16 protein-coding genes are annotated in these 13,729 nt (G+C 56.3%); 10 read left to right on the top strand and 6 right to left on the bottom strand.

Features of this window, described 5'->3' with window-relative positions; all coding sequences use genetic code 11:
* Positions 1-470: 470 nt before the first annotated feature.
* The 4 genes from ACYZTS_RS18075 (at position 471) to ACYZTS_RS18090 (ending at position 4,530) form a co-directional block, all read left to right on the top strand.
* On the top strand, positions 471-1,520 hold the full coding sequence (locus ACYZTS_RS18075) for a fumarylacetoacetate hydrolase family protein (RefSeq protein WP_161781297.1): 1,050 nt from the start codon (positions 471-473) through the stop codon (positions 1,518-1,520).
* Between the two features lie 104 nt (positions 1,521-1,624).
* A complete protein-coding gene (locus ACYZTS_RS18080; RefSeq protein WP_461990953.1) occupies positions 1,625-2,437 on the top strand; it encodes a MipA/OmpV family protein in 813 nt (270 codons plus the stop codon).
* A gap of 93 nt (positions 2,438-2,530) precedes the next feature.
* A complete protein-coding gene (locus ACYZTS_RS18085; RefSeq protein WP_028622895.1) occupies positions 2,531-3,229 on the top strand; it encodes a response regulator transcription factor in 699 nt (232 codons plus the stop codon).
* A 92-nt stretch (positions 3,230-3,321) separates the two neighbouring features.
* Positions 3,322-4,530 (top strand): sensor histidine kinase, encoded by a 1,209-nt coding sequence (locus tag ACYZTS_RS18090; RefSeq protein ID WP_461990955.1) that lies wholly within the window; start codon positions 3,322-3,324, stop codon positions 4,528-4,530.
* Positions 4,531-4,570: 40 nt separating this feature from the next.
* On the opposite strand, the gene ACYZTS_RS18095 is transcribed toward ACYZTS_RS18090, so the two are convergent.
* Positions 4,571-5,782, bottom strand: coding sequence for an MFS transporter (locus tag ACYZTS_RS18095; protein ID WP_461990957.1), 1,212 nt, complete (start codon positions 5,780-5,782; stop codon positions 4,571-4,573).
* Between the two features lie 112 nt (positions 5,783-5,894).
* Between ACYZTS_RS18095 and ACYZTS_RS18100 the strand changes: the two genes are divergently transcribed.
* Together ACYZTS_RS18100 and ACYZTS_RS18105 are read left to right on the top strand one after the other, a co-directional pair.
* Entirely contained in the window at positions 5,895-6,320 is a 426-nt protein-coding gene (locus ACYZTS_RS18100; RefSeq protein WP_028624540.1) for a winged helix-turn-helix transcriptional regulator, read from the top strand.
* A 33-nt stretch (positions 6,321-6,353) separates the two neighbouring features.
* Complete coding sequence (locus ACYZTS_RS18105) at positions 6,354-6,812, top strand: metallophosphoesterase family protein (protein ID WP_028624541.1); 459 nt, start codon at positions 6,354-6,356, stop codon at positions 6,810-6,812.
* 36 nt (positions 6,813-6,848) lie between these two features.
* On the opposite strand, the gene ACYZTS_RS18110 is transcribed toward ACYZTS_RS18105, so the two are convergent.
* A complete protein-coding gene (locus ACYZTS_RS18110) occupies positions 6,849-7,460 on the bottom strand; it encodes a TetR/AcrR family transcriptional regulator (protein WP_461990960.1) in 612 nt (203 codons plus the stop codon).
* A gap of 112 nt (positions 7,461-7,572) precedes the next feature.
* Here ACYZTS_RS18110 and ACYZTS_RS18115 point away from each other — a divergent pair, with 112 nt between their 5' ends.
* Positions 7,573-8,583, top strand: coding sequence for an NAD(P)-dependent oxidoreductase (locus tag ACYZTS_RS18115; protein ID WP_461990961.1), 1,011 nt, complete (start codon positions 7,573-7,575; stop codon positions 8,581-8,583).
* An 87-nt stretch (positions 8,584-8,670) separates the two neighbouring features.
* On the opposite strand, the gene msrA is transcribed toward ACYZTS_RS18115, so the two are convergent.
* The 3 genes from msrA to ACYZTS_RS18130 form a co-directional block, all read right to left on the bottom strand.
* Positions 8,671-9,177, bottom strand: a complete 507-nt coding sequence (msrA, locus tag ACYZTS_RS18120) for a peptide-methionine (S)-S-oxide reductase MsrA (RefSeq protein WP_461990963.1) — start codon at positions 9,175-9,177, stop codon at positions 8,671-8,673.
* A gap of 310 nt (positions 9,178-9,487) precedes the next feature.
* Positions 9,488-9,736: a hypothetical protein gene (locus tag ACYZTS_RS18125; protein WP_033051031.1), complete on the bottom strand. Its 249-nt coding sequence runs from the start codon at positions 9,734-9,736 to the stop codon at positions 9,488-9,490.
* Between the two features lie 548 nt (positions 9,737-10,284).
* Positions 10,285-11,067 carry a nuclease-related domain-containing protein gene (locus ACYZTS_RS18130; RefSeq protein ID WP_461990965.1) on the bottom strand — a complete coding sequence of 261 codons (783 nt, stop codon included), beginning with the start codon at positions 11,065-11,067 and terminating at the stop codon, positions 10,285-10,287.
* Positions 11,068-11,280: 213 nt separating this feature from the next.
* On the opposite strand from ACYZTS_RS18130, the gene ACYZTS_RS18135 reads away from it, so the two are divergent.
* The 3 genes from ACYZTS_RS18135 to ACYZTS_RS18145 all read left to right on the top strand — a co-directional run bounded on the left by ACYZTS_RS18135 (position 11,281) and on the right by ACYZTS_RS18145 (position 13,158).
* Complete coding sequence (locus ACYZTS_RS18135; protein ID WP_152635598.1) at positions 11,281-11,445, top strand: hypothetical protein; 165 nt, start codon at positions 11,281-11,283, stop codon at positions 11,443-11,445.
* A 246-nt stretch (positions 11,446-11,691) separates the two neighbouring features.
* Positions 11,692-12,660 carry a zinc-dependent alcohol dehydrogenase family protein gene (locus ACYZTS_RS18140; protein ID WP_461996475.1) on the top strand — a complete coding sequence of 323 codons (969 nt, stop codon included), beginning with the start codon at positions 11,692-11,694 and terminating at the stop codon, positions 12,658-12,660.
* A 186-nt stretch (positions 12,661-12,846) separates the two neighbouring features.
* A complete protein-coding gene (locus ACYZTS_RS18145; protein ID WP_028624550.1) occupies positions 12,847-13,158 on the top strand; it encodes a cupin domain-containing protein in 312 nt (103 codons plus the stop codon).
* A gap of 158 nt (positions 13,159-13,316) precedes the next feature.
* Here ACYZTS_RS18145 and ACYZTS_RS18150 read toward each other — a convergent pair whose 3' ends face one another.
* Positions 13,317-13,589 carry a hypothetical protein gene (locus ACYZTS_RS18150; RefSeq protein WP_461990968.1) on the bottom strand — a complete coding sequence of 91 codons (273 nt, stop codon included), beginning with the start codon at positions 13,587-13,589 and terminating at the stop codon, positions 13,317-13,319.
* Between the last annotated feature and the right edge of the window lie 140 nt (positions 13,590-13,729).

A 13,729-nucleotide genomic window follows, 5' to 3' on the forward strand; every position in this document is an offset into this window, starting at 1 on the left:
AACCATAGATTGGACCAAATAGTTCGCTACGATTACTTTTTGTCGATTGCCTAAATGCGTATTTTTTAGATACATAACCTATTGATTCAATGTCATTAATTATTTATTACCGTTTGTCGGTTCAGTTGGCGCGAGCGGTTTTCTTCAAGTTTATGGATGTTGTTTTCAACAATTCTATTCCTCCCTGACGCCACCATAATCAGCTCGACTAGCGATGTTTTCGAGGACTTGTGTGACCGTGGAGAGGCGGTGACGGTATGTATCTGTTGATGGATTAAGCCTCGTAATTCCAGACGACAATCCAACGACACGAGGCCACCAGAATAGGCACTCCCAAACCGCCATTCCGAGCCTCCCGCATGCCTCCAATCCGAACTGTCGTACCCGTTCTGGCACTGATATTAGCGACAGCCATTCCCGTCGCCGAAAGCACAGCTGCGCTTTCCATCAACGCGGCGGCGGCCAAACCGATGCTGGCGCCGGTGCAGACAGCCCACACCTTTGCACAAGTGCGCAGAGGCAACGCCGTCAGTACTCTGCTGGTCATCACGTTGTCCGAAACCAGCGTCACGGCAATCGACTTGAGCGAACTGTCCGGTCTTCACAGCGCTGATGCATTCGATGTCATCAACCGTTTCAGCACCACGCAACTCGACGCGCTGGCAGGCCAATCGTCACAGACGCAAGTGCACCCGCTGATACGGCTGATGGGTGTAGGCCCACGGGGTGTGGCGCATATCGCGGCAGGCACGAATTATCCAGAGCATGGCGAGGAAGTAGGCGTAGACGAGGCTTTTCTGTTCCCCAAGATTTCGCCTGCCGGCGGTCCCCGTTCAAAGATCACTGCCGCAGCCGGCGCCTTGATGGATTACGAGGTTGAAGTGTGCGCACGGTTCGACCGCGAGCTTAAATCCGCAGCGGACTTCGACGAAGCACGCAAGGGCTTCTTCATCTGCGGGGACTTCAGTGATCGCGCGACACTGGTCAGAAATATCAACTTGAAGGACGTCGCCTCCGGGGACGGTTTCCCCGATGCGAAAAGCGGAAGCGACCGTTTTCCCACGGGCCCGTTTCTGGTAGTTCCCAAAGACTGGAAGGCCTTTCTCGCCGATGTCGTCATTGAAACCTACGTCGATGGCGAACGACGTCAACACGCGAAAGCGGGCGATATGATCAAAGACCTTCGCACTATCGTGCAGGAAACACTTGATCAAGCGACGACCCGCACCTGGTCATATCAAGGCGGCCGTATCCCCATGGTCGATCGCCCGGCAATCGGCACAGGTAGCGCAGTGCTTACAGGTACGGGTGATGGCGTGGTGTTCAAAGAGCCCGGCCCGGACGTTATCAACCAACTCATGGGCGCCAGTAACCGGGATCAACAGCTCGGTGTCATCGAGGACTACCTGGCGCGCGAAGTGAAAAAAGGCCTCTATCTGCGACCGGGTAATACCGTGCGCTATTCAAGTAATTACCTTGGCTCGATCACCACCGACGTGGTTTGCAGTCAGCCCCGTTAAATAAGCGCTGAGAGACGCTCAGCGACATTTCGACGACAGCCGTGGTTCAGCGTTAGCACTGCGCACGGCGCACAACTCCACTCAAATGAATTCATGGTGCTGCAATGAAGCCTTCTCTGATCTTGTCCGTCATGCTGTGTGCCGTTTCCGGCATGGCCAAAGCCGAGATTTCCGGCAGTGACGCTACTTCGGTGTCTACCCGGCAAACGCAGGAATCGCGCTGGGGCCTCGGGCTTGGCGCAGCTGTATCAAGCGGCGTCTACGCTGGTGAGGGCACGCAAGTAACGCCTTTCCCTCTGATCAGCTATGACAGTGAGCGCTTTTTCTGGCGCGGAATAGCCGGGGGCGCGCATCTGTTCAAGCGTGACGACTTCGCAATTGACGCGACACTGTCTGCACGCATGGATGGCATCGATCGTTCAGATTTCGGCAGGCGCGAACTGGCAGAGCGTGGCATCGACCGCTCATTGCTCGAAGATCGCGACGATGCGATTGACCTCGGCATTGCGGCCACGTGGACAGGGGACCTGGGGCAGCTGGAACTCGACGTCAAAGGCGACATCAGTAACGCGACCGATGGCTATGAAGCAGGGTTGAAATATGGCTACCCCATGCAGTGGGGAAAAAACAGCATCACGCCTAACGTCGGTATTTCCTTCCTGTCGAAAAAACTGGCGAACTACTATTACGGTACGCTGCCTGGCGAAGTCGACCGAGGCGTAATCGATTACCGCCCAGGCAGTGCTACGGTGCAACACGTAGGTCTGGATTTCGTCCGACCCTTCGCGGACCGGTGGGCGTTCATCGCTAACGTTTCCTACGAACACCTGCCAGGGAAAATCACCGATAGCCCCTTGGTAGACGAGGACACAAACGGCTCGATGTCTGCGTTTTTCGGGATATCGCGAGGTTTTTGATCTGCAACTAGCCCGTACCAGATGCTCGCTGATGTGCGCTGCGATACGGGCTCTGACTTCCTGCAAATACGTCGAGTCGTGAGCATGGACACTATGGTCAAACAGGCGCTGAGCGTTCTCATCATTGAAGACAATGCTGCCTTGGCTGCCAACATTTATGATTACCTCCTGGCCTGTGGTCATAACCCCGATGCGGCCCCGGATGGTGAGACCGGCCTCAGTTTGCTGGCGAGCAACCGCTACGATGTCATCGTGCTGGACTGGATGATGCCGCGCATGGATGGCATCACCATGTTGGCGAAGCTTCGCAGTCAGTTGAAGTCTCGCATCCCGGTGATCGTCATCACCGCCAAAGATCAGGTTGAAGACAAAATTCAGGGGTTCTTGACGGGCGCGGACGATTACCTGGTTAAACCGGTTGCACTTGCAGAGCTCGAAATAAGATTAAGAGTTGTCACGCAACGCGTGAACGGCGCGCTGCTTGAGTCGCAGGTACTGGAAGTGGCTGACTTGCGGTTCGACCTGAACACCCTAAGAGTGACGAGGGCTGGTAAAACACTCGCAATGACTCCGGTTCGACGGTCCTTACTGGCTTTGCTGATGCGCAGGTCCCCGGGTTTAGTGCGTAGGGATGAACTGGAAACGCTTATCTGGGATGACCACGTTCCGGACAACGATGCCCTGCGTTCGCATATGTACATGCTGCGTAAGGCCGTGGACGGAGAGGCTTCACACAAGCTGATAAAAACCGTCGCGGGTAGCGGTTATCGTCTGCAAGCCTGCGACGAATGAGCACGCCCTCAGCGAGATTCTCGATGGCAGCCAGTAGCTTGACTCGCAAGATCAGTGCGATTTTCATTTTGTTCGGCCTCACGTTGGCGGCAGTGCTGACCATTCAGGGCAACTTGAGCCAGCAGATGGTCGTTCATCCCATCTGGCGTGAGCTTTTACAGTCGAGTACGGACCAATACTTGTCTGATGGACGACCTGTCCCGGAAAAACATCTTTCATCGACGGGTATTGTCCGGGGCTGGCATCTGCACGGGCATGTTTTGCCAGCGGACATGCCGCACTACTTCGCGCTGCTCGACCCCGGATACCACGATGAACATCAGATGGACGCCTACGATACCGACCGCAGTTATGCGGTACTGGTAACGCCGATCGGGGAGGGGCGCATTGTTATGTCGGTAGACATAACAGACCTGGAGAATTATCAAAACATGACCGCACTGCTGAGCGTGCTCATGGCGATATTAAGCAGCCTGATGATCGTGGGCGCGATTGTCTGGATCTACCGCACGTTGAGGCGACCGATCCAGTCACTGGCCCAACGGATGGACGATCTGGACCCGGCGCAGCCGTCCCAACGTCTCGCTACCGATTTCGCTTTAAGCGAATTGCACGACATTGCCGTCATCGTCAACCGTCACCTTGACCGCGTAGAGCGATTCATTGAACGCGAGCGCAGCCTTCTGGACCTCGCCAGCCATGAGTTCCGCACGCCCATCGCCGTGATTGCAGGCGCGGTCGACGTAATCAAACTGTATGAGCTGCCGGCAGAAGCCGATCGACCGTTGGCTCGCATCGAGTCGACAATAGGCAATCTGACGGAAATCATGTCGGCATTATTGTTTCTGTCCCGGGAGCCCGAGGCGAAGGTTTGCGCTGAAACCACCCGACTTGACAGGCTGACCGCGGCGCTGGTCGACGATCATGAGCATTTATTGCAGGGCACCGGCGCGGCATTCGAGATAGGTGAATTTCAGCCCGTGGTGCTTGATTGTCCCGAAGCCATGGTTCGTATTGTGGTCAGCAACTTGCTGCGTAATGCGGCTGAGCACAGCAGCGCAGGGCCTATCAAAATATCTCTGGCAGTCAACACGTTGAGGATCCTCAACAGCACGGGAGGCTTCGATGTTGCCGAGGCCGCCCGACGCTATACCCGAGCGTTGCGCGATTCGAGCAAACAGGGCGGAGGACAAGGTCTGGGTCTGTTTATCACTCGACGAATTTGCGAGCGGTTCGGCTGGACCTTGACGATTTCCTCCACGTTTGAAGGTGAGACTTTGGCAGAACTGCATTTCGGCTAGGTCGCCCAATCACTCCCTCGCAATTGTCAGCGAGCGGGCGTCAGCTGCCCGGATGACAACCCGCAGTCGCGGGGCAGGGCATGGCTGCTTTGTGTTTTGCAACATGAGAAACCGTGAGCCAGCCGGACGCGATGGCCAGCACCAGTGCGCACGTTGACAGAATGCCTCCAACCCAATTGGGTGCCGCGTAACCGAATCCCAACGCGATCACCCAACCGCCCAGCCAGGCTCCGATAGCGTTGCCGAGATTGAACAAGCCTATGTTGACGGACGCAGCAAGGTTCGGTGCCCCGGCTGCCCGAGCCTTGTCCATCACCAGGCGCTGAATGGGCGACACGCTGGCAAAGCCGAAGCCAGCCATCAGCAAGACGCAAAGCGCTGACGCCAAGCGACTTTCCACGACGAAGAAAAATACGAACAGCACCAGTGCCTGCCCCGCCAGAGTGACATACAACAAAGGCATCAGGGCGCGGTCCGCCAGCTTGCCGCCCAATAAATTGCCGATAAACAGTCCCAGCCCGAACAGAAAAAGAATGCCGGTCACGCCGTTGTTCGAGTACCCCGTCAACTCCGTCATCATTGGCGAGATATAGGTGATAGAGGTAAAGAACGCAGCGGGCCCGAGCACAGTAATGCCCATGGCCAGCAACACATGTACATCGACGAAAGCGGAGAACTCCCGGCGCAAACTGGGCACCTGATGCGGTTTACCCTTGGGTACCAGCAACGCTACAGCCACCATCGCCACCGCACCTATCACGGTGATCGCCATAAAAGTCGCGCGCCAGGAAATCATCTGTCCCAGCCAGGTACCCGCCGGTGTACCGATCAGGTTGGCAAGCGTCAGGCCGCTGAACATGAACGCAATGGCGCTGGTACGGCGGTTGGGCGCCACCAGTTCCGACGCCAGAATTGATCCGATCCCAATGAAGGCGCCGTGTGTCAGCGATGTAAGGACTCGACCGGTCAAGGCCCAGGCGAAAGTCGGCGAAAGGGCCGTCAACAAATTGCCGGCGATGAAGAACCCCATCAGTGATATCAACATGGCTTTCTGCGGCACGCGGGCGCCCAAAATGATCAGTAATGGCGCGCCAACAAACACCCCTAATGCATAGCTCGTCGCCATGTAACCGGCAGCGGAAAAGGAAATGTCGAACTCGGCCGCAATCCCGGGCAACAGGCCGGCGATGACGAACTCGGTGGTGCCAATGCCGAAGGTGGCAATGGCCAGTGCCCAAATGGCAGCAGGCATGAACAGTCCCTCTCAATTGAATTGCGTAGTCGATGGGGAATACTAGAGACCTGGAGCTTTTTTGGAAATTAGGTACTATTTGGGGACATAGACACCCATTGGTAACCATGCAATGCCTAAAATTGACGACACCCAGTTGGTTTTTGACGCCAGTTGCGCCCCACGCAGGGTCATGGGTTTGTTTACCGTGAAGTGGGTCAGCCTGGTGCTGCACGCACTTGATCGCTGGCCGGGCGGGCGTTGTCGTACCGGGCAACTGCAGAGAGCATTGCCAGGCATCTCGAAAAAAATGCTGGTGCAGACGCTGCGCGACGTGGAGGCTCGTGGATTGGTCGCGCGCCACGTGCACAGTGTCGTGCCGCCCAAGGTGGAATACGAGCTAACGCCGCTGGGCAAGACGTTCGCTCAAGCAGTTGAAATGCTCTACCGCTGGGGGGCGGATCACCAGGAGGCACTGGACGAGCTGGAAGCTAATATGGCCGTTGTACAAACGGTCCTCGAATCGTCCAGCGCCGAACGCACCCTGGAAGACGGTTAAGACAGTGAACGAAAGACGCCTCTCGGAGCAAACATGAAAGTCGGCGTAATTTCCGATACCCACGGCCTGCTGCGACCTGAAGCGCTGACTGCGCTGGAAGGTTGTGAGCTGATTGTTCACGCGGGTGACATTGGCAGCCCGGAGATTCTCGATCAACTTGCGTCCATTGCTCCTTTGCATGTCGTACGCGGCAATAACGACCAGCAGAGTAGCTGGGCCGACCATCTGCCAGATCTGACCTGTTTCGAGATTAACGGTTGGCAGGCATTCCTGGTGCATGACATCGCCGATGTGCCCGCCGAGCTTGATGCGGCTACAAAACTCGTCATCACCGGTCACTCCCACAAGCCGAGCATGGAATGGCACGATGAGGTGCTTTATCTCAATCCTGGCAGCGCGGGGCGACGGCGCTTCAAGCTGCCAGTGACGTTGGCGATACTGGAAGTCAGTGCAACTTCTCTGGAACCACGATTGGTGCACCTTCTGAATTGAACGCTGGGTAGCGGCAACGCCTTTAAAGCAAGTACATCAGCGTAATGCACCCCGTATCAGTGACGCAAAAGAAGCAATCATCTGGTCCTTGTCATGCCGCCCCCGAACCAACGCGCCGGAAAGTGCTTCGCCCGCGCCGATCAGGCCGATGCAGCGTATTTCCAGTTCGGCCGCCGACACTGTCGGGGCGGCTTGAGGTTTGAGCACTGTCACGAACATCTGCACGCAGTTATCCAATAACTCCTGAAAAACCGCCGACTTTTCTTCGCTGCCTGCCAAAGCCGCGCCCACCGCGTGAAACTCGTCAGTGTGATTTGCCGCGCACTGGATGTAAGCGTCGGCGAGAATCAGTGCGGTCTCTTCCAGACCCAGGGTGGTTTTAGCCATGGCGTCACGGAACGCATCGACCCGCTCGGTATCGATCCACTTGTAGAGCTCGATCAACAAGGCCGACCGAGTGGCGAAATGATCGTAAACCACCGGTTTGGACACGCCCGCGCGGACGGCCAGATGTCCCAGGGTGAGTCGGTCCGCGCCTTCTTCGCGCACGATCAGTAGGGCTGTATCGAGCAATTGTCGTTTGCGGTCGGCTTTCGCAAGGCGCCGCGTGGCTGCGGGAGTAGTGGAGTTGTCGCTGTCTTTTTGCACTTAATCAACCCTGAAACAATAAAACCTACCAATGGTAGGAGAGTGTAGCGATGCTCATGTTAGGGTGTCTACCAAGAGTAGGTTGCAACCCAAACAACGAGGAGAATACACAATGTCACTTCATCCTATCCTGTTAATGGGCGGTTCTGGCGCGATCGGCCACCAGACGGCCCGGGCTCTGCGCGCCGCGCATCCCGACGTGCCTTTGCTGATCGGTGGCCGCGACCTGGCCAAAGCTCAGCAAGCCGCCGAGCAAATCGGCGGGGCACAGGGCGTGGTCATTGACCCTGGCGCAGACGACCTGGGCCTGGGCAATCGCTCGGTCAGCGGCGTCGTGGTTTTCTACATGGATCATGCCCTGGCCGGACTGCGTTTCGCCCAACAGCGCGGCGTGCCTCACCTCAGCATCTCCTCTGGGGTTTTCGAAATCGCTCCGCAAATTGCCACCTACATCCATACGCCCGATGCGGCGCCTATTGTTCTGGGTTATGAATGGATGGTCGGCGCGACGACAGTCTCGACGCTGAATATTGCGAAGGCGTTTGGCCGGTTGCATGACATCACCATCAATGCACTGGTCGATGAGCAGGACGGCGGAGGCCCAACGGTCGCCACGGATTTCGAACACTTGAACAAGATGCTCCCCGCCGCCTTGACGCGGCGCGATGGCGTGTACGTCTGGCGAGAAGGGGAGGATGCCAAGGTCAGCTTCCATGCGGTCGATGGTACGAAGATGGAGGCCAATGGTTTCTCGTCCATCGATGTCGTTGGCTTGGCGGCTGCGACGGGTGCGCCCAACGTTCAGTTCAATCTGGCCGTTGGGATGAGCTCTTCCCGGCGCGAAGGTCGGCCAATGTCTACCGAGATCCTCATCGAACTCACTGGCGAGGATTTGCAGGGTGCGCCGTTGCACACGCGTCATGCCGTCGTTCACCCGGCAGGCGCTGCGGCGCTGACCGGCCTTAGCGTCGCCATGCTTCTTGAGCGACTGCTGGGGCTGGATGGTCAACCACCCACTTCGGCAGGCCTGTACTTTCCTTATCAATTGCTCGATGCCGCCGCGTATCTCCAGCGCCTTGGCAAAGAAGGGGGCGAGCTGCGCGAGCTGCCAGTGCTCGGGTAGACATCAGCCAAAACCGGAAGATCTGTCTGAGACAGACTTCCGGTTTTCTCATTTTTCCGTTTGGCTAATGGAGTCCATCAATCGCGCTTAGGTACGCTTCGGCAACTTCCAGTCCGGACGAATGAAGTGGCAGGTGTAGCCGTTGGGAATACGCTCCAGATAATCCTGATGCTCCGGCTCCGCTTCCCAGAACGCTCCCGCCGGTGCGATTTCAGTCACCACACGACCGGGCCACAGGCCTGACGCGTCGACGTCGGCGGCAGTGTCCTCGGCAATGTCGCGTTGCTGTTCGCTGAGGTAGTAAATCGCCGACCGATAGCTGGCGCCGAGGTCGTTGCCCTGACGATTGGCTGTGCTGGGGTCGTGGATCTGGAAGAAAAATTCAAGGATCTGTCGGTAGCTGATCACGGCAGGGTCGAACACGATCTCGATGGCTTCGGCGTGATTGCCATGATTGCGGTACGTGGCGTTCGGCAAATCGTCGCCGGTGTAACCAACGCGTGTATGCAGCACACCGGGGTAGCGCCGCAGCAGGTCCTGCATGCCCCAGAAGCAGCCGCCTGCGAGAATGGCAGTTTCGGTTTGACTGGTCATGGTGGGTGCTTCCTCTTGGGGATGTTGGGTGTAGGTATGTTATGGAGGCGGGTTGGCGGATTCCAAGTCAAATGGCGGGAATGGAGCTTGAGGTGAGCTGCAGTCGACCGATAGCTGTCAGGTTCGCAAGGCCAAAAATGACTCAAAGCGGTCATGCTTGACGGTGCTGGATTGTATTTTTTACTTGAGAATAAACGACTGGATAACAGTGCGGTGTGAAGCTCATACGTCCGAGCAGATCACCGCCGGGCTAGCGATTGCATCACAGGCTGGCAGAGCTAGGGCGTAAAGCCCTAGCGGACAGCAGCTATCACTTTTTCTTTTTAGCAGGCTTATCTGCCTTTTCGGACTTCTCTGATTTCTTGGCTTTTTCTGGCTTGCTATCAGCTTTTTTTGCAGATTTTTTTGGTTCGGCATCCTTTTTCTTATCTTTCTTATCGGAAGATTTCGAAAGAGCCGAAGCCGCAGCTGATTTCTTTGCCGGTGAGGACTTTTTGTCTTTCAAATCCTTGCTGGCTTTCGAAGCGTCGTCTTTGGTTTTCTTGTCGTCTTTAGCCACGTTAACCACCTCTCGGAGTATGCCGGTCTTGGCAAAATGCCTGTGCGATTCTCCACAAGCTGATCATTAGGCGAGCGCGTACAAAAGCGGTTCAAATTATTTTGATGCGTTGGGATGGGCGTGGGTGATGCGCTGATAGTTGCTGGGCGCCGGGCATCATGGAGAGGTGGTCATTTACAGAATGCCAAGCTATCAAGATCGATCTCGGCGTAGGACCCCGATCCGCCCCTAAAGAGATGGATTCTGGACACTGCTAGCGCAGATCGTAAGAATTCAACAAGCTTCCTCAGATTGGCGTTTTTAGACATCGAACTCGGACTAATTACCGTTGCCCGCCCGGGTTCGTCGTCGTAAGTTCGGACAAGGAAAACATCTTCGTCGCTCTGTATGTCGTAGTTGAAACCACGATACTCATATCCAGCATCGTGGTCGACATCATCAAAGCGGGTAGATTTCACTATCTTCAAAGCAGCATCCGTTGAATTCACTAGCGGTAAGTAGGTTGCTTCATGCGAACAATCCGGGGCCTGGACACCCGAAAATAGGATTCAACGATCAGCGGCAATCGGCTGCATCGTCCGGCATCTAGGATATGTGCTGCAGCCCCAAAATTGCTGGCCGCTTTTATTGCCGGTTTTGTAGGTGCGCACCACCAGTGCATTGCCACAGCGTGGGCAGAGCCGAGCGGCCGTAGGATCATCGCGCAGCTTGAGACGTTGCACATGCTCACGTCGCGTCGCGAACGTCGGAACCAAGCGACCTGCCTTCAAAATTTCCAGCATGGACATCACCTGCGCGTCGGTGAAAACCGGCTGCTCGAAGGATTTGATGTACCGCACCAGTCCCCCACCTTGAGTGACGCTCGCCGGCATCGGCGTTTTGAACGTGCTGCCGCCCACGAACGTGATGACCGAGTGCACATGCTCCGGCCCGACGCCCAGTACGCTTTGCAGCGTCTTCACATGCTTGTAGTTTTGGTGGATGGGGTTCTGAAACTGGAAACGCTTTCGAGGAAACTGCTGCGTCCACTGCGCCTGCTTTTCACCGCCGAAAATCCACCCGCTCATGTTCTTCGTCTCCAGCACAAAAATGCCGAAGGGCGAAACAAACACATGATCGATTTGCGTCGTGCCGTCCAAGGTATGGAGTGTCACGTCATGCAGGCGTTGGTAGGTGCGACGGTTCAACAGGAAGTGCGTGGATAGACGGACTAGCTGTTCGCCGAACCAGCCTTTGACCAGGCGGGTTTTTAGTAAAGACATGAACAGCATCAATGGGAGCAGCCATTTCAGCATGTCGAACATGGGTTGAAGGAGGAGGGTGGTGTTCACAGTGCGATCCTTTGCGGTGTGGAGGGTGGCTGTGATTCGATTGTAGTGAAGCACCTATCGCCTGACTCCAGTCTTCGCTACCGACAGAATTCGTTGCAGCTCGAGAAGTAATGAACGCTTGAGACCGACCTTGACTCCAAGTTTTACCCCGACGCTCACATGCAGCGCATCGCGTCGATGGGTTCGAATCATCTGCCAAATCAAGGAATCCCCATGACCGACCCACGTAATGTTGCCCACGACAAAAAAGTACAGCAAGAGAAAAAGAACCACGGCGAAGAAATCGCGCCGAATGCCGAGCACACGCCACAGCCTGGTATGAAGCCCGCACTCAAAGATGACGATGACAAGCAAGACAAGCAAGACGAGCAGGCTTGAGCAGGCAGTAACCTGATCTGGAGACTGCCGTTTGGCGGCGCTGGCTGATGTCAGCAGCCGCTGCTTTGCCGCTAAATCACTTTCTACCCTCAATCGCACAAGCAAACAGCGGATGTCCATGCTGCCGATATCATGCTGTCAGGCGATGTCTGATTCAGGCCTTTATCGGCCGAAAGCCGTTACTCGCCGACGGCTGCTTCCTGGTAACAATCGCTCAATTACTTCTCCAGCCAGCGTCCATAAAGAATCGGGAATCGCTCGCGCGCACCCGAGCCTAAAGCCGGCGAGTTGCTGGTGAAGGTCGGCGCCGTTTCACTTAATTTTCGCGACAAGGCCATCGTCGATGGCATTTACGAACCGCACTTGGTGCCCAAAGATTTGATCCCGGTCAGCGACGCTGCGGGCACTGTCGTTGCCGTCGGCGAAGGCGTCAACCGCTTCAAGGTGGGCGACCGCGTCAACTCACATCTGTATTCACGCTGGATTGACGGTGAGCCGGGCCCCAACGAGCCCGCCTACTGCTTTGGCATGCCGCTTCCAGGTGGCCTGGCCGAATACATGATCATCCACGAAGAAAGCGCAGTTCGTGCACCGGACAACATGTCTGACGAAGAAGCCTCGACCCTGCCGATAGCTGCGCTGACAGCCTGGTACTCGTTGGTGGATTACGGCCAGATCCAGCCAGGCCATACCGTGCTCGTGCAGGGCACGGGTGGTGTCTCGATCTTCGCCGTGCAACTGGCGACCGCTCTGGGAGCCAGGGTGATCGTCACCTCCAGCAGTGACGAAAATCTGGATGCGGTGAAGAAGCTCGGGGCCGTTGCCGGCATCAACTATCGAACCTTCCCACGCTGGGAAGAAGAAGTTCTGAAACTCACCGACGGCAAGGGCGTAGACCTTCTGCTGGACGTTGCGGGCGGAGAGGGCCTCAACCAGTCCATCGCAGCAACCAAGGCTGCGGGTCGTATTGCCCAGATCGGCTTCCTGACCGGGCAGACCACCACGCTCAGCCTGATGCCGCTGATATTCCGGCAGACAACCCTTCGCGGCATCGCGGTGGCTCCTCGTTCGTCGTTCGACCGCATGAATGACTTTCTGAACCAGCATGCCATTCGGCCGGTGATTGATCAGACCTACTCATTCGAAGACGCGCACCAGGCCTACCAACATCTGGCGCGTGGGGCGTTTGGCAAAGTGGTTATCAAGGTTTCCTGAGGCTGACTGCCGTTGTGGCCATCCGCTTGATAAACATCCCCTTGGCGTAAGGACAATACATCTATAGCCATTTACTGCTTAGGCCTGGAGGTCGTTCAAATCCAGGCATTCTTTTCGGTCAGCAGTGGGCGGCCAACGGTTCTGATAAATTGGAGCAAATCACTACCTTCTCGAGACCCACGATCAATGAGAGTTATTCGTAGCAAGGATTTCACCGCCACTCGCGCTTGGGGTGCTGAACACATCGCTAACATGGATGGAACCACCGTCCGCCTCCACTGGACCGATCAGCCATACAAGTGGCATATCAATGATGGTGAGGAGGTATTCGCAGTCCTCGACGGCACGGTAGATATGCATTATCGCGAGTCAGGCATCGAACGCGTCGTGACATTGGTGGTTGGCGACGTGTTTTTCGCAGGGGTTGGATGTGAACATGTTGCGCATCCTCGTGGAGAAGCGCGGATTCTGGTCATCGAACGAGAAGGCAGCGTTTGATTGCCCAGGCTTTTGCTCATCGTTGCCAGTGCTCCGCCAGTCCGTTCAGGATCAATACGGGTATTGGAGACAAGCGGACCTGGAGTGAATCCGTCATTCGCAACATCGAAGCTTTTTCACCCAAAAAACGGGCGCATTTCAGCGCCCGTTTTCATCACTCACTCCGCAACCTGCGCCCGCAACCGCCGCCCGATCACATCCATCAAATCACACCCATCCCTCAACGGAATGACCAGCAACTGAGAAAAGTCCGTCAGCACCACGGTGTCGCAACCGAGCTCTGCGCGGTAGGCGATGTTTTCCAGCACTTGCGTGACCGAGCGAATGCGGTAGTCGGCCATGGCTTGCAGGACGTCGAGTGGGGCTTGGGTGTCGATGAGCAGGGAGGCCGGGACCAGGTCGATTCCGGTGAGGGGCATGTATCGATTCATATGAAGATCTCTGTTTGATTGGCTAACGCCGTCACTCAGTCGTCGCCAAACGATTGGGTGGCAGCTGTGCGCAGGTTGGCGAACCGGCAACAGAGAAAACCGGCAGACCCGAAGGTCTCCCGCGCACAGCCGCCATGACA

Source organism: Pseudomonas sp. TMB3-21, from assembly GCF_054898145.1.